General features: G+C 68.9%; 19 protein-coding genes. 10 read left to right on the forward strand and 9 right to left on the reverse strand.

Annotated elements, in window-relative coordinates; translation table 11 throughout:
• The first annotated feature begins 36 nt into the window (after positions 1-36).
• The 3 genes from BM013_RS06715 to BM013_RS06725 all read left to right on the forward strand — a co-directional run bounded on the left by BM013_RS06715 (position 37) and on the right by BM013_RS06725 (position 2,266).
• Positions 37-1,458: a MocR-like pyridoxine biosynthesis transcription factor PdxR gene (locus tag BM013_RS06715; RefSeq protein WP_093124434.1), complete on the forward strand. Its 1,422-nt coding sequence runs from the start codon at positions 37-39 to the stop codon at positions 1,456-1,458.
• 107 nt (positions 1,459-1,565) lie between these two features.
• Complete coding sequence (locus BM013_RS06720) at positions 1,566-2,036, forward strand: carboxymuconolactone decarboxylase family protein (RefSeq protein ID WP_093124435.1); 471 nt, start codon at positions 1,566-1,568, stop codon at positions 2,034-2,036.
• 26 nt (positions 2,037-2,062) lie between these two features.
• The gene (locus BM013_RS06725) at positions 2,063-2,266 is read left to right on the forward strand and encodes a DMT family transporter (protein WP_093124436.1); all 204 of its coding nucleotides are present in this window, start codon (positions 2,063-2,065) and stop codon (positions 2,264-2,266) included.
• Here BM013_RS06725 and BM013_RS06730 read toward each other — a convergent pair.
• Positions 2,214-3,425 (reverse strand): D-amino acid dehydrogenase, encoded by a 1,212-nt coding sequence (locus BM013_RS06730; RefSeq protein WP_093124437.1) that lies wholly within the window; start codon positions 3,423-3,425, stop codon positions 2,214-2,216. The genes BM013_RS06725 and BM013_RS06730 overlap by 53 nt on opposite strands.
• Before the next feature lie 187 nt (positions 3,426-3,612).
• On the opposite strand from BM013_RS06730, the gene BM013_RS06735 reads away from it, so the two are divergent.
• The 6 genes from BM013_RS06735 to BM013_RS06760 all read left to right on the forward strand — a co-directional run bounded on the left by BM013_RS06735 (position 3,613) and on the right by BM013_RS06760 (position 8,307).
• Entirely contained in the window at positions 3,613-4,503 is an 891-nt protein-coding gene (locus tag BM013_RS06735; protein ID WP_093124438.1) for a transporter substrate-binding domain-containing protein, read from the forward strand.
• Positions 4,504-4,527: 24 nt separating this feature from the next.
• Entirely contained in the window at positions 4,528-5,268 is a 741-nt protein-coding gene (locus BM013_RS06740) for an aspartate/glutamate racemase family protein (RefSeq protein WP_093124440.1), read from the forward strand.
• A 162-nt stretch (positions 5,269-5,430) separates the two neighbouring features.
• On the forward strand, positions 5,431-6,327 hold the full coding sequence (locus BM013_RS06745; RefSeq protein WP_093124441.1) for a dienelactone hydrolase family protein: 897 nt from the start codon (positions 5,431-5,433) through the stop codon (positions 6,325-6,327).
• 120 nt (positions 6,328-6,447) lie between these two features.
• On the forward strand, positions 6,448-7,377 hold the full coding sequence (locus tag BM013_RS06750) for a ZIP family metal transporter (protein ID WP_093124442.1): 930 nt from the start codon (positions 6,448-6,450) through the stop codon (positions 7,375-7,377).
• 120 nt (positions 7,378-7,497) lie between these two features.
• Positions 7,498-7,710, forward strand: coding sequence for a hypothetical protein (locus BM013_RS06755; RefSeq protein WP_093124443.1), 213 nt, complete (start codon positions 7,498-7,500; stop codon positions 7,708-7,710).
• A gap of 57 nt (positions 7,711-7,767) precedes the next feature.
• Complete coding sequence (locus BM013_RS06760; protein WP_093124445.1) at positions 7,768-8,307, forward strand: DUF6886 family protein; 540 nt, start codon at positions 7,768-7,770, stop codon at positions 8,305-8,307.
• Between the two features lie 25 nt (positions 8,308-8,332).
• Here the strand turns inward: BM013_RS06760 and BM013_RS06765 are convergent, their stop codons facing one another.
• The 8 genes from BM013_RS06765 to BM013_RS06800 all read right to left on the reverse strand — a co-directional run bounded on the left by BM013_RS06765 (position 8,333) and on the right by BM013_RS06800 (position 18,352).
• The gene (locus tag BM013_RS06765) at positions 8,333-9,790 is read right to left on the reverse strand and encodes an N-acyl-D-amino-acid deacylase family protein (protein WP_093124446.1); all 1,458 of its coding nucleotides are present in this window, start codon (positions 9,788-9,790) and stop codon (positions 8,333-8,335) included.
• Between the two features lie 271 nt (positions 9,791-10,061).
• Positions 10,062-11,057: an ABC transporter ATP-binding protein gene (locus BM013_RS06770; protein WP_093124449.1), complete on the reverse strand. Its 996-nt coding sequence runs from the start codon at positions 11,055-11,057 to the stop codon at positions 10,062-10,064.
• The gene (locus tag BM013_RS06775) at positions 11,054-12,094 is read right to left on the reverse strand and encodes an ABC transporter ATP-binding protein (RefSeq protein ID WP_093125189.1); all 1,041 of its coding nucleotides are present in this window, start codon (positions 12,092-12,094) and stop codon (positions 11,054-11,056) included. The genes BM013_RS06770 and BM013_RS06775 overlap by 4 nt, the downstream gene beginning before the upstream one ends.
• A gap of 10 nt (positions 12,095-12,104) precedes the next feature.
• Positions 12,105-13,019, reverse strand: coding sequence for an ABC transporter permease (locus tag BM013_RS06780; RefSeq protein WP_371268840.1), 915 nt, complete (start codon positions 13,017-13,019; stop codon positions 12,105-12,107).
• 12 nt (positions 13,020-13,031) lie between these two features.
• Complete coding sequence (locus BM013_RS06785) at positions 13,032-13,967, reverse strand: ABC transporter permease (protein ID WP_093124453.1); 936 nt, start codon at positions 13,965-13,967, stop codon at positions 13,032-13,034.
• Between the two features lie 30 nt (positions 13,968-13,997).
• On the reverse strand, positions 13,998-15,584 hold the full coding sequence (locus BM013_RS06790) for an ABC transporter substrate-binding protein (protein WP_093124454.1): 1,587 nt from the start codon (positions 15,582-15,584) through the stop codon (positions 13,998-14,000).
• A gap of 69 nt (positions 15,585-15,653) precedes the next feature.
• Positions 15,654-17,105, reverse strand: a complete 1,452-nt coding sequence (locus BM013_RS06795) for a M81 family metallopeptidase (RefSeq protein WP_093124455.1) — start codon at positions 17,103-17,105, stop codon at positions 15,654-15,656.
• 68 nt (positions 17,106-17,173) lie between these two features.
• A complete protein-coding gene (locus BM013_RS06800; protein ID WP_093124457.1) occupies positions 17,174-18,352 on the reverse strand; it encodes an NAD(P)/FAD-dependent oxidoreductase in 1,179 nt (392 codons plus the stop codon).
• Positions 18,353-18,555: 203 nt separating this feature from the next.
• Here BM013_RS06800 and BM013_RS06805 point away from each other — a divergent pair, with 203 nt between their 5' ends.
• Positions 18,556-19,323, forward strand: coding sequence for a helix-turn-helix domain-containing protein (locus BM013_RS06805; RefSeq protein WP_256221407.1), 768 nt, complete (start codon positions 18,556-18,558; stop codon positions 19,321-19,323).
• Positions 19,324-19,355: the final 32 nt, after the last annotated feature.

Below are 19,355 nucleotides of genomic sequence, written 5' to 3' on the forward strand. Positions count from 1 at the left end.
AACTGGTCCATGATCCGCGGGCAAAGGCCTCGCACCATGACCATCGACAAGACCAGTCCCGTCCCGCCCCTGGACCCCGCGGCGGCGGAGCCGTACTACCGCCAGATCTACGACCGCCTGCGCAACGCCATGGCCAGCGGCCTGCTGAAGCCCGGCGACCGCATTCCCGCCGCGCGTGCGCTGGCGAAGGAACTGGGCTTGGCGCGGGGCACCGTCGAGGTCGCCTACTCCCTGCTGGCCGCCGAGGGCTACACGCAGACGCGCGGCCCGGCCGGGACCATCGTGACGCCGGGCCTCAAGCCGCGCATGCCGGTGGCCAGGCCCGCACCTGTGCCCGAGGGCGGCCACGCCGCGATGAGCTTTCGCCCCGATTCGATCCGGCCGTTCCAGATGGGGCTGCCCGCGCTGGACGCGTTCCCCCGGAAGATCTGGGCCCGGCTGGGCGCGCGCTGCGTGCGCGCGATGCAGCCGCTCGACATGACGCACCCCACGGTCTACGGCGCGCCGATGCTGCGCGCGGAAATCGCCGCCTACCTGCAGGTGTCGCGCGGCATCAACTGCGCGCCGTCGCAGGTGTTCGTGACCTCGGGCTACCGCCACACCATGGAACTGATCGGCCTTGCCTTGCTGAAGGCCGGCGACCGCGTGTGGCTCGAAGACCCGGGCTACCCGCCCACGCGGGAGCTGCTGGGGCACATGCAGATCGAGTCCGTTGCGGTGCCGGTGGACGCGCAGGGCCTGGACGTCGCGCAAGGCATCCGGCTGGCACCGAAGGCGCGCGCCGCGGTGGTCACGCCGGCGCACCAGAGCCCGCTGTGCGTGTCGCTGTCGCTGCCCCGGCGCGCGGCGCTGCTGGACTGGGCGGCGCGCAACAAGGCATGGATCGTCGAGGACGACTACGACGGCGAGTACCGCTACGTGAGCCGCCCGCTGCCGGCCTTGAAGAGCCTGGACCGCGACGGCCGGGTGCTCTATGCGGGCACCTTCAGCAAGGTGCTGTTTCCGAGCGTCCGGCTGGCCTACCTCGTGGTGCCGCCGGCGCAGGTCGAGCGCTTCGAGCAGATCCTGCATGCCTTCGTCGGCGGCAGCCCCGCGCTCACGCAGGCGATCGTCACGGCCTTCATCACCGAGGGCCACTTCGCGCGCCACATCCAGCGCATGCGCAAGCTCTACGCCGAGCGCCGCGCCGCGACCACGGCGGGCCTGGAAAGCGCGCTGGGCAAGCACGTGCGCATCGACCCGCAGCCCGGGGGCATGCACCTCATCCTGCGGCTGCAGGGCCGCCAGTCGGACCGCGCGCTCGCGGCGCGCATGCGTGAAGACGGGCTGTACGCGGAGGCACTGTCGCACTGGACAACGGGCAGGAAAGGCACGCCGGCCATCCTGCTGAATTTCACCAACGTCGCGTCGCAGGCCGAGGCCGAGACGCTCGGCCGGCGCATCGCGCGCCTGCTGTAGCGCCCGGCCGGATGGCCCATGCACAAAGCCCATTCTTGGTTCTTCTGGACTGGGCCAAGACGCGGAACGATGAAGTCCTTTCCAACCCCTGCATCCAAGGACTTCCCATGAGCCATCGCATCGACTACACCCAAGCCTCACCCGAGGGCTACAAGGCCTTCGGCGGCGTATACCTCGCCCTCCGGAAAAGCGGCCTGCCCAAGGAACTGGTCGACCTCGTGTACCTGCGCATCTCGCAGATCAACGGCTGCGCCTACTGCATCGACATGCATTCGCGCGATCTGCTCAAGGGCGGCCTCGCGGTGGACAAGCTCGTGCTGGTGGCGGTGTGGCAAGACGGCGGCGCGGTCTTCAGCCGCCGCGAACGTGCGGCGCTCGCCTGGGCGGAGAGCGTCACGCGCGTCTCGGACACCGGCGTGCCCGACGCCGACTACGACGCCGCCGCGGCCGAGTTCAGCGCCAAGGAATTGGCCGACCTCACGTACGCCATCGGCCTGATGAACGCCTTCAACCGGCTCGGCATCTCGTTCCGTGTCACGCCGGCAGCGGCCGTGGCCGTGGCCGCGGTCCGGGCTTGAACGGCTCGCCGCAGAGGGCATGGGCAATGCTCGGCGTGGCCGGCATCCTCGAGATTGCCTTCGCCTTCGCCATGAAATCGTCCGAGGGTTTCACGCGATGGGTTCCCGCGCTGTGCACGGTCGCCAGCGGGGTGTCGAGCGTGGTGCTGCTGTCGCTCGCGATGCGCTGTGGGCGCGTCAGGCCTGCAGCGCCTGCGCGATCTTCAGCGCCGACCCGAAGGCCAGTGTGAACCCCAGCGCGCCGTGGCCCGTGTTGAACAGCATGTTCGACGGCGCGCTCTCCAGCCGTCCGATGATCGGCAGGCCCTTCGGCGTGGCGGGCCGCATGCCCGTCCACGGGCTCAGTTCTTCCAGCCGGCTCGCGTTCGGGAACACGGCGCGCGTTGCGGCCGCGAGCGTCTCGATGCGTGCGGCCGGAATGCTCGCGTCGTGTCCCACCAGCTCCGCCATGCCGGCCACGCGCAGGCGCGAGCCGATGCGCGCGAACACCACCTTGCGCGCGCTGTCGGTCACGCTCACGCTCGGCGCGGCACCGGGCGCGGGGTCGACCTCCACCGTGATGCTGTAGCCCTTGAGCGGGTACACCGGCAGGTACGTGCCCAGCATGCGCCCCAGCTTGTGCGAGGCCGAGCCCAGCGCCATCACGAAGGCATCGGCCTGCACGTCGCCTTCGCTCGTGCGCACCGCCGCAATGCGGTTCTCGCTGCGCGCGAAACCATGGATGTCGGCGCCCAGCATGAAGCGCACGCCGCGCGCGCTCAGGGCACGCATCAGCTCGGCGCACACCTTCAGGCAATCGGCCGCGCACTCGCTCGGCGTGTACACCGCACCGGCCATCTGGCCGCGGTAGCTCGAAAGCGCGGGCTCGATGGCGATGCATTCGTCGGGCGTCACCAGCCGCTGCTCGCTGCCCAGGGCGCGCTGCAGCTCGAGCTGCGCGCGTGCGCCTTCCAGCGACGCCGAGCTGGCGTACAGCACCAGCTTGCCGGTGGCGGAGAAGTCGCAGTCGGGCGCGATGTCGGCGCGCATCGCCTCGAACCCTGCGCGGCTCGAGGCGGCCAGCACCAGCAGCTTCTCGGTGGTGTCGCGTGAGGTCCGGGCGTTGCAGGCCGCGAGAAATTCCATGCCCCAGCGCCACTGCAGCGGGTCGAGCTGCGGGCGCAGCTTGAGCGGCGAGGAGGGCGAGAGCAGCAGCTTGGGCAGCTGCGTCCAGATCGACGGATCGGCCAGCGGCTGCACGTACGAGTAGCTCAGCTGCGCGCCGTTGCCGCCGCTCGCACCCGCGCCGGGGGCGGCGCGGTCGATCACGGTGACCTGATGGCCCTCGCGTTGGAGCTGCCAGGCGGTGGCCAAGCCCACGATGCCGGCACCGAGCACACACACATGCATTGGGGCAACTTTCCGGTTGGTTGAGAAGACAGCCGTGACTGTAGGTGCGCCCGGCGCGCCGCGGAAATGCCAAAAGAAACCCCACCCATCAGCTTTGGGCATAGGTCAGGGTTCATTTGGAATTGTCGCTTTGTGTCACTCCTTCTTACACTGGCCTTCTGTTCAATCCAACCGAATGAAGGCTCGAATGAAACTCTCCGTCCTGATGGCTTCCCTGGCCGCCGCGGTGCTCTTCACGGCACCGGCCGCACAAGCCGCCGACACGCTGGCCAAGATCGCCGAGTCCGGCAAGATCACGCTCGCCTACCGCGAGTCGTCCGTGCCCTTCAGCTACCTGGACGGCCCCAACAAGCCGATCGGGTTCTCGGTGGAGCTGTCGAACGCCGTCGTCGAGGCGGTGAAGAAGAAGCTGAACAAGCCCAACCTGCAGGTCGGGCTGATGGCCGTAACCTCGCAGAACCGCATTCCGCTGATCACCAACGGCACGGTCGACCTGGAGTGCGGCTCGACCACCAACAACACCGCGCGCGGCAAGGACGTGGCCTTCGCCATCAACCACTTCTATACCGGCACGCGCCTGCTGGTGAAGAAGTCTTCCAGGATCAAGGACTACGCCGACCTTGCCAAGAAGACCGTGGCCAGCACCACCGGCACCACCAACGCGCTGGTCATGCGCAAGTACAACAGCGAGAAGAACCTCGGCATGGACATCGTGCTCGGCAAGGACCACGCCGACTCGTTCCTGCTGGTGGAAAGCGACCGCGCCGTGGCCTTCGCCATGGACGACATCCTGCTGTTCGGCCTGATCGCCAACTCCAAGGCACCGGCCGACTACGAAGTGGTGGGCGAGTCGCTGCAGGTCGAGCCCTACGCCTGCATGCTGCCCAAGGACGATCCGGCCTTCAAGAAGCTGGTGGACGACACCTTCAGCGCCATGATGAAGAGCGGCGAGTTCGAGAAGCTCTACACCAAGTGGTTCATGCAGCCGATCCCGCCGAAGAACGTTCCCCTGAACCTGCCCATGAGCGAGCAGCTGAAGCAGAACCTCAAGGCACTCAGCGACAAGCCGGCGACCTGATCGCGGGCCATTGAAGAAAAGGACATCGCAGTGACGCAAGTGGTCGGCATCTTGGGGGGCATGGGCCCCGCGGCGGGCGCCGACTTCGTGCGGCTCTTCGTGCAGGCCTGCGCGCAGCAGATGCGCGCGCGGGGCGAGCCGGTGCGCGACCAGTCCTTTCCCGAGCACTGGCTGGCGCAGGTGCCGGTGCCCGACCGCACCGACGCCTTGGCGTCGGCGGAGCAGGGCGCGCACCAGCCGCTGGAGCCGATGCTGCAGGCGCTGGGTCGGCTGGCCGCGCTGGGCAGCCGGGCCGTGGCCATCGCCTGCAACACGGCGCATGCCTGGCATGGCAGCCTGCAGGCGCGCTTTCCGCAGGTCGAGCTGCTGCACATGGCGCGCGAAACCGCGCGCCAGCTGGCCGAGCAGGGCGCGCGCGACGTGGCGCTCATGGCCACGGAAGGCACCTACCGCGTGCGCCTGTACGAGCAGGCGCTGGCCGAGGCCGGCCTGGGCTGCCACGTGCCGCTGGCCGACGAACGCCGCACCATCACGCGCGGCATCTTCGAAGGCGTGAAGGCCGGCAACATGCCGCTGGCCGAGCAGTGCTTTTCCGACGTGGCGCTGCGGCTCGCCGAGCGGCATGGCCCCGTCACCATCATCATGGGCTGCACCGAGGTGCCGCTGGGCCTGCAGGGCTCGCTCGCCGTGGCGGGGTTGGACCTGATCGACCCGGCGCAGGTGCTGGCCGCCGCGCTGGCACGCCGCGCGTACCGGGCGGACTGAATGTTCCAGGGGGCCGCGGTCCGCGCGGTCCGCGTGGTCCGAGGCCCGGACCAACCCCACCGAATTTCGGGACATGGAGCCACCGGCTGATTTGGCCTACATTGCGGCGTGCGTTTTTCAGCGCAACGCCCCTTGTCCGACGACTCAACTGGAGCCTCATCCATGTCCCTCGACGACCGCCGTTCCGACTTCGATTCGCTGCGCCCCGGCGACAGCACGGAGCAGGGCGCCACGCGACGCACCGCGCTGAAGGCCGCCATCGGCGTGGGCTACGCGGCGGCCGTGCTGCCGGTGGCCGCGCAGACCGCCATCGCCACCTCGACCGAAGGCCTGAAGGCCGGCCCCATCAAATACACCGTGGGCGGCTTCGAGGTGCCCGCCTATGCGGCCGCGCCCGCGGGCAAGACCGGCCTGCCGGTGATCCTGGTGACCCAGGAGATCTTCGGCGTGCACGAATACATCGCCGACATCTGCCGCCGCTTCGCCCAGCTCGGCTACCTGGCCATCGCGCCCGAGCTGTATGCGCGCCAGGGCGACCCGCGCGGCTACACCGACATTCCGAAGCTGCAGGCCGACATCGTCAGCAAGGTGCCCGACGCGCAGGTCATGGCCGACCTCGACGGCGCGCTGGCCTATGCCAGGGCCAACGGCGGCGACACCGCCAAGGCCGGCATCACCGGCTTCTGCTGGGGCGGGCGCATCGTGTGGCTGTACGCGGCCACCGGCAAGGTCAAGGCGGGCGTGGCCTGGTACGGCCGGCTGGTCGGCACGGCCAGCGCACTGACCCCGAAACACCCCGTCGACGTGGCCGCCAACCTGCAGGCGCCGGTGCTCGGGCTGTACGGCGGAAAAGACCAGGGCATCCCCCTTGACACGGTTGATAAGATGAAAGCTGCTCTGGCCAATGGGACTCCGGCGGCCAAGGCATCGAGCTTCGTCGTGTACCCCGAAGCAGGCCACGCATTCCATGCCGACTACCGCCCCAGCTATGTCAAGAGCGCGGCGGACGACGGCTGGCAACGCGCCACGGCCTGGTTCAAAGCCAATGGCGTCGCCTGACCGCGGCGCCTCGCAGCCACACCCCCGCCGAAGGCCGTCCCATGACGGCCTTTTCTCTTTTTATGAACGGGCAACGGCCCTGAAACCGTCTCGACGGCCGTCCCTCTTGCGCAAGCAGCTATGAATTTGATAGTCATCATCGCGGCGACCCTGGTCTCCGGCATCGGCAGCGTCTGGCTCGCGGCCCTCCTGTTGAAGGTGGGCGTGCGCAGCGGCTCGGGCGGCGTGAACCCGCAGCACCTGCTGAGCCTGGCGGCCGGCGCGCTGCTGGCCACCGCCTTCATGCACCTCTTGCCCGAGGCCTTCGAAAGCCGCATCGAGCCCGCATTGCTGTTCGGCGTGCTGCTGTTCGGGCTGGTGTTCTTCTTCCTGCTCGACAAGGCCGAGCTGTGGCACCACGGGCACGAGCACCACCACGGCGACGCGCACGAGCACCACGGACATGAGCATGGCAAAGACCATGGCCACGGCCATGTCCACGCGCACGATCCCGCCCCCCGCACCGGCGGCTGGGCCGTGCTCACCGGCGACAGCGTGCACTGCTTCGGCGACGGCATCCTCATCGCCTCGGCCTTCACCGCCGACATGCGCCTGGGCCTGGTGGCCGCGCTGGCCGTGCTGGCGCACGAAATTCCGCACCACATCGGCGACCTCGTCGTGCTGCGCCAGAGCTCGGCCAACCAGCGCGCCGCGCTGGTGAAGGTGTCGCTTGCCGGCACCATGACCGCGCTGGGCGGCATCGTGGGCTGGTGGCTGGTCGACCAGCTGCACAGCTGGCTGCCGTACTTCCTGGTGCTGGCCGGCAGCAGTTTTGTCTACGTGGCGCTGGCCGACCTGATTCCGCAGCTGCAAAAGCGCCTGCCCGCGCGCCAGACGGCCGCGCAGATCATTTGGCTGGCCGCCGGCATCGTGCTGGTCACGGGCGTGAGCCGCCTGGCGCACGGTGAACACGGGCACGACCACGGTCACGAAGGCGCCGCGCACAGCGAGCACGCCCACGACCATGACGACCCCGGGCACGGCGAACCCGGCCACGTGCACAAGGACTGAAGGCGGATCGCGAGGGCGGCGGGAAACTTTCCGACACCGACGCTGCGTGCCGGATGAGCCGCGGCGGCTGAAACAGGCGCACCATAGGGGGCCTGTCAGAAATCAGCCGAGGAACCGATCATGAACAACATCGACGCCACCGCACGAGCCGCTTCGTCCGCCGAGGACGAAGAGGACAACACGCCCGCCGATGATTTCGAAGAACCGGACAGCGACGTGTCCGACGACCTGTCCGAGGAAACAGGCATCGACCTGACGGACGCGAGCGAGCTCGACGCCGACAACGTGCCGGCCGACGAGGAGTTCGACCGGGTCATGAACGCACCGGACTGAACGTCGCGCTGCAGGTCTGCCTGCCAGCCTGTCAGCCCGCCGCGGTTACGCTGCGGCATGCGCCTGTTTCACTTCAGCGACAACGCTGACATCGACTGCTTCGTGCCTCGCCCGGTACGAACACCCGCCTTGCGACCCCCGGGCATGCAATGGCTCAACGGTCCCCTGGTCTGGGCGATTGCCGAGGACCATCAGCGGCTCTATCTCTTCCCCCGGGAGTGCCCGCGCATCGTGCTGTGGGCGCGCGACTGCACGACCGCGGCCGATCGGCAGACATGGCTGGGCGACACGCCGCCCGGCACTTCTGCCGTTGCGTACATCGAGACGTCTTGGCTGCAGCGCATCGAGCGCGAGACGCTCACTCGCTACGAGCTTCCCCTCGACGGTTTTCAGGACATCGACGATGTGGGCATGTGGGTCTCGTCGGCCACCGTCGTGCCGAGCCGGGCGACCCGGATCACCGACTTGAAAGCCGAGCTTGCGGCGTGCCGGACCGAGCTGAGGGTGGTGGAGTCCCTGCGTCCCCTCAAGCCCGCGTGGAACTCATCGGTGCACGCCAGCGGCATTCGCCTGCGCAATGCCGCCGACTGGTCGTAGGCGCGTAGGCGGCATTGCGCCTGCTTCAGGCGGGTTCCCGCCGCGTGATCACCTGCCCGTTGCGCGCGCCGCTGTGCGTGCCGTGGCGCCAGGTCACCGCGCCGTTCACGATCACCGCGTCGATGCCTTCGGCCGGCTGCGTCGGCGTGTCGTAGTTGGCGGTGTCGCGCACCGTCGCGGCGTTGAAGATCACCACGTCGGCGTGGTGGCCGGGCTTCAGCGTGCCGCGTTCATGCAGGCCGAAATTGCGGGCGGTCAGGCCGGTCATCTTCCAGACGGCCGTTTCCAGCGGGAACAGCCCCACGTCGCGGCTGTAGTGGCCCAGCACGCGCGGGAAGGTGCCCCACAGGCGCGGGTGCGGCTTGTCGCCCAGCGGAATGCCGTCGGAGCCGATCATGGTTTCGTCGAACGCGAGGATGCGTTGCACGTCGTCCTCGTCCATCATGAAATAGATCGCGCTGCCGGGCTGCAGCCGCTGGGCCGCTTCTTCGCCCGACACGCCCCATTCGGCCGCGATGTCCTTCAGGTCGCGCCCGGCGCATTCGGGGTGCGGCACGCTGGAGGCGATGAGCACGCGGCCTTCCATCATTCCGCGGTCGGTGCGGATCATGGTGGAGCCGGCCGTGTACGGGTAGCAGTCCAGCCCGATGCACTGGTGCTTCATCGCCTCCTGGATGAAGGGCAGCGTGACCTTGGTTTTGCCGAAGTTCTGCGTGTTCTGCACCTTGTGGTGCGACACCACCACCGGAATGTCGAGCGCGCGGCCGATCTGGAAGGTTTCTTCCAGCGACTCCATCACGCGGTCGCTTTCGTCGCGCATGTGTGTCACGTACAGCGCCTTGCGCGCGCTGAGCGGGCGGCCGACCTCGATGATTTCCTCGGTCGTGGCTTTCACGGCCGGCGGATAGAACGTGCCGGTCGACATGCCAATGGCACCGGCCTGCATGGCTTCTTCGACCAGCGCCTGCATGGCGACAATCTCGGTGTCGTTCGCGGGGCGGTCGAGGTCGCTCATGACCACGGCGCGCAGTGTCGAGTGGCCCACCATCGCCGCCACGTTCACCGATGACGGCGTGGCGCGCAGCGCGTCGAGGTACGCGGCAAAGCTCGTGAAGCGGCCTTCCGCTGGCGATTCGAGCAGGCTCAGTGGCATGGGCAGTTCCATGTCGATGCGCAGCGGCGCGGCGCTGATGCCGCAGTTGCCGGCCACCACTGTCGTCACGCCCTGCGACACCTTGAACGGCATTTGCGCTTGCGACAGCACCGCCTGGTCGTCGTGGGTGTGCGAGTCGATGAAGCCGGGCGCGACGATGCGGCCGGTGGCGTCGATCGTCTGTTCGGCTGTGTGGCCTGTGAGGTTGCCGATGGCGGCAATGCGGCCGTCGACGATGCCTACGTCGGCGTCGAAGCGCGGCGCCTTGGTGCCGTCGATGACGGTGCCGCCGTGGATCAGCAGGTCGTAGTGGGGGACTGGTTCGTTCATTTCTGTCCTTTCAGTTTTTCAGGCGATGTTGTTTGTTTGCTGTCGTTCTTGGCGCTGTCGTTCTTGGCGCTGTTGTTCAGGGCGCGTGCACAGGCCACCGGGTACTCCCCTCCGCGAATGTCCCCCGCTTCGCTCCTCCTTTATTTCGCTGCGGTGAGCACCCGATGCCCTGTGCACGAGGGCACGCTCTGAGTGCTCGCCCGATCAACAACTGCTCCGGATAACGCCCACCCCGTCGGCGTGAGCGCACCCTGAACAGCCGCGTTTCATCTCATCGAAAGTGGCAAGCAACCCAATGACCGCCACTGGAAGAAGAAGTGCGTTCTCCCAGCTCAGGCACCTGCTCCTTGCACACAGCCTGCGCCATAGGGCAACGCGTATGAAAGCGGCACCCCGAAGGCGGATTGGCCGGGCTCGGCGGATCGCCCTGCAGCAACATGCGCCGCGCGGGCGTGCGCGGGTTGGGCACCGGCACGGCCGACAGCAGGATCTCGGTGTACGGATGCAGCGGCGCGGAGAACAGCGTGTCGCGGTCGGCCACCTCCACGATGTGGCCCAGGTACATCACCGCCACGCGATGGCTGATGTGCCGCACCACCGCCAGGTCGTGCGCCACGAACAGGTAGGCAATGCCCAGTTCGGCCTGCAGGTCCATCAACAGGTTGACCACCTGCGCCTGCACCGACACATCCAGCGCGGACACGGGCTCGTCGCACACGATGAGCTTGGGGTTCAATGCCAGCGCGCGCGCAATGCCCAGCCGCTGCCGCTGGCCGCCCGAGAACTCGTGCGGAAACTTCTTCGCCGCTTCAGGCCGCAGCCCGACCCGCGAGAACAACCACTGCACGCGCTCGCGCCGTTCGGCCGCCGCGCCCATGCCGAAGTTGCGCAACGGCTCCGCCACGATGTCGCCCGCCGTGAGGCGCGGATTCAGCGAGGCATACGGGTCCTGGAAAATGATCTGCAGGTCGCGCCGGCGCAGGCGCATCTTTTCGGCCGAGAGCGACAGCAACTCCTCGCCTTCGAGCCGCACCGAGCCCGCGCTGGGCTCCACCAGCCGCAGCACCGACTTCGCCGTGGTCGTCTTGCCGCAGCCCGACTCGCCCACCAGCGACAGCGTTTCGCCGCGCGCCACCGAGAACGACACGCCGTCGACCGCCTGGATCGGCGGCTTCGCCTTGGCGAGCCAGCGCTTGGGCGAGGTGTAGTGCTTGCGCAGGTTGCGCACCTGCAGCAGGGGCGCTGCGGTTTCGGCGGTCGTCGTCATGCGGCCATCTCCTCGGCGCGGGCCGGTTGTTCCCAGTGTTCCTCGACCGCAAAGCAGGCCACCACGTGGTCGCTGCCTTGCTGCGAGAGCTGCGGCGTCTCGGTGCGGCAGCGTTCGCGCGCATGGCCGCAGCGCGCCGCAAAGGCGCAGCCGCGGCCCAGCTCGTGCGCGGCCGGTACCAGGCCCGGTATCTCGGTGAGCCGCGTGCTCGCGGTGTTCATCGCGGGCATCGAGGCCATGAGCGCGCGGGTGTAGGGGTGCAAGGGGCGGTCGAACAGGTCGATCACGTCGGCTTCTTCCACCTTCTTGCCGGCGTACATCACCACCACGCGGTCGCAGCTCTCGGCCACCACGCCCAAGTCGTGCGTGATCATCACCACGCCCATGCCCAGCTCCTTCTGCAGCCGCTTGATGAGGTCGAGGATCTGCGCCTGGATGGTCACGTCCAGCGCGGTGGTGGGCTCGTCGGCGATCAGCACCTCGGGGTTGCAGGCCAGGGCCAGCGCGATCATCACGCGCTGGCGCATGCCGCCCGACAGCTGGTGCGGATACTCGTTCACGCGGCGCTCGGGCTCGGGGATCTGCACCACGCGCAGCATTTCCACCGCGCGCTTCATCGCGTCGGCGCGGCTGGCTTTCTGGTGCAACTGCACCGTCTCGGCGATCTGCCGGCCCACGGTGAGCACCGGGTTCAGCGAGGTCATCGGCTCCTGGAAGATCATGGAGATGCGGTTGCCGCGAATCTGGCGCATCTCGCGTTCGCTCAGCTGCATCAGGTCGGCGCCGCGCAGGCGCACGGCGCCCATGTGGCGGCCCGGCGGCGTGGGCACCAGCCGCAGGATGGACAGCGCCGTCACGCTCTTTCCGCAACCCGATTCGCCGACCACGCCCAGCGTGCGGCCCGCGCGCACGGTGTACGAAACCCCGTCGACCGAGCGCACCACGCCCGCCAGCGTGTGGAAGTGGGTGCGCAGGTTGTCGACTTCGAGCAGCGGTTCGCCCGGTGCGAGCGCGGTGTGGGACATGGTGATGCTCATGGCGCGTTGCTCACAGTTGGCGTGCCAGGCGCGGGTCGAGCGCATCGCGCAGGCCGTCGCCCAGCAGGTTGATGGCCAGCACCGTGGCCGCCAGCAGCAGCCCCGGGTACAGGATGATGTGGAACGCCACGGTCACGAAGTTGCGGCCCTCGGCCATCATGTTGCCCCAGCTCGGCGTCTGCGACGGCACGCCCACGCCCAGGAACGAGAGCGCGGCCTCGGTCAGCACCGCGGCCGCCGCCACGAAAGTGGCCTGCACCACCAGCGGCGCCACGATGTTCGGCAGCACGTGGCGCAGCAGGATGGCCGGCAGCCGCGTGCCCACCGCGTGCGCGGCCTCCACGAACAGCTGCTCGCGCAGCGTGAGCGCCAGCGAGCGCACCAGCCGCACCACGCGCGGAATCTCGGGCACGGTGATGGCGACGATCACCGTGGCGAGGCTGGCGCGCGTGACGGCCATGAGCGCAATGGCCAGCAGGATGCCGGGGATGGCCATGAGGCCGTCCATCACCCGCATGATGGGCCCGTCCGCCCAGCGCACGAAGCCCGACACCAGCCCGAGCGCAACGCCGAAGCAGGTGGCCAGCACGGCCACCGCGGCGCCCACGATCATCGACACGCGCCCGCCCCACACGGCGCGGCTGAACACGTCGCGGCCCAGCGCGTCGGTGCCGAACCAGTGTTCGCCCGAAGGCGGCTGCATGCGCGCGAGCGGGTCGATGTCCTGCGGGTCGTGCGTGGCGATCCACGGCGCGGCCAGCGACAGCACGGCCACGGCGATGAGCAGCAGCGCGCCGATGATCAGCGTCGGATGCTTGCGCACCCAGCGCCAGCGCGGCGGCACGAAGGGCGCTTCGTCGGCGGCCGTGTCGGCGGATGCAGGGGCGGGAGCGGGCATGGTGTTCAAGGGAAGTACCGTGGACATGGCGTGGGGCTCTCAGTACTGGATGCGCGGGTCGAACAGGCGGTAGCTCAGGTCGATCAGCAGGTTGATCAGCACGTACACGCCCGCCGACAGCAGCAGCACGCTCTGGATCACCGGGTAGTCGTGGCGCTGCACGGAGTCGATCACCAGCCGGCCCACGCCCGGAATGGCGAACACCGTCTCGGTGACGACCACGCCGCCGATCAGCAGCGCAATGCCCGCGCCGATGGTGGTGGCGATGGGAATGGCCGCGTTGCGCAGCGCATGCCCGAGCACCGGCAGCACGCCCAGGCCCTTGGCGCGCGCGGTGCGGATGTAGTCCTCGTGCAGCACCTCCAGCACGGTGGCGCGCGTCATGCGGGTCACCAGCGCGATGTACACCAGCGCCAGGTTCACGCAGGGCAGCACCAGCGAATTCAGCCACTGCAGCGGCCCGTCGGCAAAGCGCGCGTAGCCCTGCACCGGAAACCACGGCAGCTGCACCGCGAAGGTGTAGACCAGCAGGTAGCCGACCAGGAACACCGGCACCGAGAAGGCCAGCACCGCGAACAGCATCACCAGCCGGTCGATCCAGCTGCCCGCGCGGTAGGCCGCGAGCGTGCCCAGCGGCACCGCCACCACCAGCGTGATGAGCATGGTGAGCGCCGCGATCGACACCGTGGGCTCCAGCCGCTGCCCCAGCAACTGCGCCACCGGCACCTGCGTGAAGATGGACGTGCCCAGGTCACCGGTGAGCAGCTTGCCCAGCCACAGCGTGAACTGCTGCCACAGCGGCAGGTTCAGGCCGAGCGCGGCGCGCAGCTTGTCGATGTCCTCGGTGGTGGCGAGGTCGCCCGCGATCAGCGCGGCCGGGTCGCCCGGCGAGAGGTGGATCAGCAGGAACACCACCACGGCCACCACCGCCATCACCGGCAGCGTGGAGAGAAAGCGTCGAACGATGTAGCCCATGGGGTGCCCTGTGCGCGCCGTTCGCCGGGCTTACTTGTCGAGCGCCCAGAACACGGGCATGCCGGCCCAGAGCTTGTCCAGCCCCTTGAGGTTCGAGCGCGCGGCGTTCGCGGCCGAGTACTGGCCCGCGTTGATGTACGGCACGGCCTCGAAGGCGCGGGCCTGGAAGGCGTCGAGCAGTTCCTTGCGCTTGGCCGGCACGGTCTCTTTCAGCCAGGCGGTGCGCAACTCGTCCAGCGGCTTGTCGCAGGGCCAGCCGGGCAATGTGTTGCCGCAGGCCGCGCCCAGGTAGGCGTTGGCGATGGGCGAGTTGGCGTCGAACTCGCCGGCCACCGTGACGTACATGTTCCAGCCGCCTGCGTCGGCCGCGTCGCGCTTGGCACGGCGCGCGCCGATGGAGGCCCAGTCCATGCTTTGCGCGTCGACGTTGATGCCGATGCTCTTCATGGTCTGCGCGGCCATCAGCGCCTCGGCGTTGAGGTAGGGCACGTCGCTGGGCACCATCAGCACCACCTTCTCGCCTTTGTAGCCGGCGTCGGCCAGCATCTTCTTGGCCTTGGCCACGTCGGCCTTGCGGTAGGGCTCGGCGCCGGCGGAGGTGTCGTTGGGGCTGCCGCAGATGAAGTAGGTGGCGCAGTAGGCCATGCGCATGTCCAGCGGGAAGCCCATGGCGGCCACGAAGCGTTCCTGGTTCACGGCCTGCATCAGCGCCTGGCGAACCTTCGGGTTGTCGAAGGGCGCGTGCAGCTGGTTCATCACCAGGAAGGCCTGGTAGGCGCCGCCCGAGCCGATCTTGATGTTGGTGTCGGCGCGCAGCGGCGCAATGTAGTCGGGCGGCAGCTGCTCGATGAAGTCGACCTCGCCGCGCTTGAGCGCGGACACGGCGCTGTTGGCGTCGGGCAGGTAGAGCCATTCGACACGGTCGAAGCTGGTCTTCTTGCTGCCGGCCAGGCCGCTCGGCGGCTCGCTGCGCGGCACGTAGTTGGGGTTGCGCACGAACACCGTCTTGTTGCCCGGCACCCATTCGTCGCGCTTGAAGATGAAGGGGCCGGAGCCCAGCACTTCGGGCAGCGGCGCGGTGGCCGGCATCTTGGCCAGGCGCTCGGGCAGCACCACCGGCGGAAAGCCCGAGGGCTTGGCCAGCGCGTCGAGCACCATGCCGAAGGGCTCGTTCAGCGTGAGCGTGAAGCTGCGCGCGTCGGTGGCCTTCCACTCGGCGCCGACGGCCGTCATGGCGCGGCCCAGGCTGTCGCGCGCGGCCCAGCGCTGCAGCGAGGCCACGGCGTCGGCGGAGGTGACGGCGCTGCCATCGGAAAACTTCAGTCCCGGTCGCAGCGTGAAGCTCCACTGCTTGCCGTCTTTCGAGGTGGTGTACTTCTCGACCATCTGCGGCTGCGGCTTGCCCGTGGCGTCCTGTGCGAACAGGGTGTCGTACACCATGTAGCCGAAGTTGCGCGAGATGTAGGCCGTGGTGAAGGTCGGGTCGAGGATCTTCAGGTCGGCATGCGCCACCACCTTCAGGGTCTTGGGCGGTGTCTGGGCGAGCGCGGGAAGGCCCGCGGCAAAGGCGCCTGAAATGGCCAGGGCAGCGAGGGCGGCAAGCGTTCGTCGTTTCATCGTCGGTTCTCCGGTCGGTGGGGGCGAAAGAAAGTCAGGAAAGGGGCAAGAAGAAAAGAAGGAAGGCGCTCAGGCCGCGGCGCCGATCGGCCACTTGGGCAGGCGTGCCTTGCGGTAGGGCAGCGTGTTCAGGTCGAGCGTCACGGCGCCGGGCGCGCCCGCGTAGATGACGTGTTTGGCCACCTTCGAATACGACGCATAGAAATGCTGCGAAGACTTCACGACCACGATCTTCTTCGTGGCCAGGTCGCAGCTCAGCTGCGTGAACATGTCGGTGCCCATGGCCTGGTTGCGCCGCGTGATCAGCACGATGTCGATGCCGCCGACCTCCACGAGCGCGCAGTCGCCCATGGGAATGGGCGTGTTCGACAGGCCCGTCATCACCAGGTCGTGCTTCAGCGCCTTCACCGTGCAGTCGAGGTCCAGCGGGTCACCTGACAGCGGGCTGATCTTGCCGCCGATGCGCATCTGCAGCCGCGCACCCACGCCCGCGTCGAAGGCGATGCGCACCGCGATCGGATCCCACATCGGTCCGAGCGCCGCGTTGCCGATGCCGCGCTCCAGCATGCGTTTCAGGATGAAGGTGGAGTCGCTCGCCGCGCCACCGCCGGGGTTGTCGGCGCCATCGGCCAGCACCACGGGGCCGCCGTCGAAGGCCAGCGCCTCGTCGAGCGAGGCGTCGATGCCGGGGTAGTTCACCGTGAGGCCGTCGCGCATGGCGATGACCTCGTCGGCCAGCTGGCGTGCCAGCGCGTCGGCCTTGGCCTGGTCGCCGTCGGTGTAGACCAGCACCTTGGTGCCCATCTCGGGCACGTCGCCCCAAGAGAAACCGTGCGTGAGCGAGACGGTCAGCACGCCGTCCTTTCCTTCGAGCGACTGCATGCGCTCCACGAAGCCGCGCGCCGGCTCGCGCGAGGTGTGCACCGTGACGATCATGTCGCAGTCGACCACCGCCGCCACCGGCTTGACCTTGCCCTCGACCGCCGCCGCGCAGATGTCGACCAGCTCCAGCCCGCGCTCCAGGATGTCGGTGTGCGGGTACTCCTTGAAGGAGATCATCACGTCGGCGTTGTCCACCATCGCGGGCGTGAGGTGGTTGTGCGGGTCGAGCTCCGCGCCGATCACCACGCCGGGCCCGACGATCTGGCGCACGCGTTGCAGCATGTCGCCTTCGCAGTCGTCGTAGCCGTCGGCCACCATCGCGCCGTGCAGGCCGAGCAGCACCATGTCCACCGGCAGCGCGGCGCGCAGGTCGTTCAGCATTTCCTCGCGCAGCGTCTCGTAGGCGTGGCGCGTGGTGGTGCCGCTGGGCTGCGCGCCGGCCACCATGCCTTCGAGCAGCGTCCAGCCCTTTTCCTTGCCGCGGATGCGCGCCGCCCACAGCGGGCCCGAGTACAGCGTGAGCGCATCGGGGTGCTGGCCGGCGGGGAAGTAGCCGCGGTCCTGGAAGGAGGCGATGCCCGTGGGCATCGGGCCGAAGGTGTTGGTTTCGGTGGCGAGGGAGGCACTGAAGACACGCATGGTGGGGACTCGTGAGGAAGGGTTGTTCTTGGGGACGGGTAGCGGGCGCATCAGCCGTAGCTGCTGTATCAGTCGGCCTTGGCCGCGCGCAAGCGCTGCGGGCCCAGCATCTCGGCCGTGAGCCCGAACGACGCGATGCGCTCGGGCAGCGGCAGCCCGCGCGCGAGTGCGGCGCAGGCCTCGCCCATGGCGGCCGAGGTCTGGATGCCGTAGCCGCCTTGCGCCGCCACCCAGAAGAAGCCGGGCACGCCGGGCTCGAAGCCGCCCACGAGGTCGCCGTCGGGCACGAAGGAGCGCAGGCCGGCCCAGGTGCGCGTGGGGCGGCGGATGCTGAGCGTGGTCGCCTCCTCGATGCGGTGCATGGCGATGGCGATGTCGAGCTCTTCGGGCTGGATGTCCTGCGGCTCGACCGGGTCGGCGTTGGCGGGCGAGCCGAGCAGCATGCCGGCGTCGGGCTTGATGTACCAGCCCTCGTCGGCGCCGAACACCATGGGCCAGCGCGCCACGCTTTCGTCGGCCTTGCCGTTCGCGCCTTCGGGCGGCGCGAAGATGAAGGCCGAGCGGCGGCGCGGCTCGATGCCCAGCGGCGGCACGCCGGCCAGCTGCGCGACGGTGTCGACCCAGGCGCCCGCCGCGTTGAGCACCACCGGCGCCTCGTACACGTTGCCGCCGGCCTCCACGCGCCAGCGTTCGCCCACGCGCTCGATGGAGGTCACGCCCGCATCGCACACCAGCTGGCCGCCGGCGCGCCGCATGCCGCGCAGGTAGCCCTGGTGGATGGCGTGCACGTCCATGTCGGCGGCGTCGGGCTCGTACACGGCGCCCAGCACCTGGTCGGGGCGCAGCACCGGCACCCTCTCGCGGGCCTGCTCGCCGCTCAGGCGCGAGGCGCCGGTGTCCATGGCGCGCAGCACCTCCCAGTGGGCTTCGAGCTCGGCCATGTGCTCGGCGCCCGCGACCATCATCGCGCCGCGCGGCGTGAGCAGCGGGTGCTCGCAGAAGCCTTCGGGCGGGTGTTCGAGGAAGGCGCGGCTGGCCATGGTAAGGGCGCGCACCTGCGCCGTGCCGTAGCTTTCCATGAAGAGGGCGGCCGAGCGGCCGGTGGAGTGGTAGCCGGGCTGCGATTCGCGCTCCAGCAGGATCACGCGGGCATGCGGTGCCAGCCAGTGGGCCGCCGAGGCCCCGGCAATGCCGCCGCCGATGATCAGGAAATCGGCCGCGACAGGAGTGGGTGTGGAAGATGTCATCGGCGAAAAGTGTAGGAACAAATTTGCGGATACGCAAATAAAAAGAACCCCACCAAGGGGAAACCATGGCGCACCGTATCGGTGAAATTTGCGTTCACGCAATTTGCGTATACGCAACTTCCGGGCCCGCGTCACCCGGGTTGGCATGGATGGCGCGCGGCGGGGCTGGCAGAATCTGCCTGCATCACAAGAGAAAGACGCGCGTGAATCCACACACAGGGAACAAGCCGGCAGCCAGGCCCAGGGAGCAGCCTCCCACCCTGGACCGCACCACTTTCGGCCATCGGCTGCGCACCGCGCGCAAGCGTTTCGGCTGGACGCTGGCGCAGCTGGCCGAACGCTCGGGCGTGTCGATCACCACCATCTCGCGCGCGGAGCGCGGCCAGCTCGCGCTGGGCTACGAGAACTTCACCGCGCTGGGCAGTGCGCTCGACATGGACATGAACGCCATGTTCGCGGGCGCTGGCGTCAAGCCCGCGCAGCTCGACGGGCCGGTGGTCACGCGGGCGGGCAAGGGCGTGGTGTACCGCGGGCTGGCCATTGCCTACGAGTTCCTGGGCACCACGGCGGCGGGCAAGCAGATGAGCCCGATCGTCGGCACGGTGCACGCGCGCGAGGTTCACGGGCCCGAGGATTTCGTGCGGCACGCGGGCGAGGAGTTCGCCTATGTGCTCTCAGGCGAGATCGACGTGCACTTCGACAACGGCGAGGTGGTGCGCCTCGGGCGCGGCGACTCGCTGTACTTCGACAGCCGGCTCGGCCATGCCTATGTGAGCGTGAGCCGGCAGCTGGCGCGCATCGTGGGCATGACGATTGGCGAGAGCGGGCACATGAAGTCGGCGCGCGAGGCACCGATGATGACGCCGGCACCTGCACCGGTGGTCTCGCGCAGGCGCAAGACCCCGCCGGTCTCTGCGCCGGCCCCTGCACCTGTCGCGGCGAAGAAGGGCACGGCGCGCGTCAAGCGCTGAGCGTTCGGTTGACCGCTCGCTGACAGCGCAAC

Origin of the sequence: Variovorax sp. OK605 (assembly GCF_900115445.1) — a bacterium.
Taxonomy (GTDB): Bacteria; Pseudomonadota; Gammaproteobacteria; order Burkholderiales; family Burkholderiaceae_C; genus Variovorax.

Excerpts from the sequence above, each read along its gene's own strand:
- BM013_RS06715 (WP_093124434.1), top strand. The coding sequence starts at position 37 with ATGACCATCGACAAGACCAGTCCCGTCCCGCCCCTGGACCCCGCGGCG.
- BM013_RS06720 (WP_093124435.1), top strand. The coding sequence starts at position 1,566 with ATGAGCCATCGCATCGACTACACCCAAGCCTCACCCGAGGGCTACAAG.
- BM013_RS06725 (WP_093124436.1), top strand. The coding sequence starts at position 2,063 with ATGCTCGGCGTGGCCGGCATCCTCGAGATTGCCTTCGCCTTCGCCATG.
- BM013_RS06730 (WP_093124437.1), bottom strand. The coding sequence starts at position 3,425 with ATGCATGTGTGTGTGCTCGGTGCCGGCATCGTGGGCTTGGCCACCGCC.
- BM013_RS06735 (WP_093124438.1), top strand. The coding sequence starts at position 3,613 with ATGAAACTCTCCGTCCTGATGGCTTCCCTGGCCGCCGCGGTGCTCTTC.
- BM013_RS06745 (WP_093124441.1), top strand. The coding sequence starts at position 5,431 with ATGTCCCTCGACGACCGCCGTTCCGACTTCGATTCGCTGCGCCCCGGC.
- BM013_RS06750 (WP_093124442.1), top strand. The coding sequence starts at position 6,448 with ATGAATTTGATAGTCATCATCGCGGCGACCCTGGTCTCCGGCATCGGC.
- BM013_RS06755 (WP_093124443.1), top strand. The coding sequence starts at position 7,498 with ATGAACAACATCGACGCCACCGCACGAGCCGCTTCGTCCGCCGAGGAC.
- BM013_RS06760 (WP_093124445.1), top strand. The coding sequence starts at position 7,768 with ATGCGCCTGTTTCACTTCAGCGACAACGCTGACATCGACTGCTTCGTG.
- BM013_RS06765 (WP_093124446.1), bottom strand. The coding sequence starts at position 9,790 with ATGAACGAACCAGTCCCCCACTACGACCTGCTGATCCACGGCGGCACC.
- BM013_RS06770 (WP_093124449.1), bottom strand. The coding sequence starts at position 11,057 with ATGACGACGACCGCCGAAACCGCAGCGCCCCTGCTGCAGGTGCGCAAC.
- BM013_RS06775 (WP_093125189.1), bottom strand. The coding sequence starts at position 12,094 with ATGAGCATCACCATGTCCCACACCGCGCTCGCACCGGGCGAACCGCTG.
- BM013_RS06780 (WP_371268840.1), bottom strand. The coding sequence starts at position 13,019 with ATGTCCACGGTACTTCCCTTGAACACCATGCCCGCTCCCGCCCCTGCA.
- BM013_RS06785 (WP_093124453.1), bottom strand. The coding sequence starts at position 13,967 with ATGGGCTACATCGTTCGACGCTTTCTCTCCACGCTGCCGGTGATGGCG.
- BM013_RS06790 (WP_093124454.1), bottom strand. The coding sequence starts at position 15,584 with ATGAAACGACGAACGCTTGCCGCCCTCGCTGCCCTGGCCATTTCAGGC.
- BM013_RS06795 (WP_093124455.1), bottom strand. The coding sequence starts at position 17,105 with ATGCGTGTCTTCAGTGCCTCCCTCGCCACCGAAACCAACACCTTCGGC.
- BM013_RS06800 (WP_093124457.1), bottom strand. The coding sequence starts at position 18,352 with ATGACATCTTCCACACCCACTCCTGTCGCGGCCGATTTCCTGATCATC.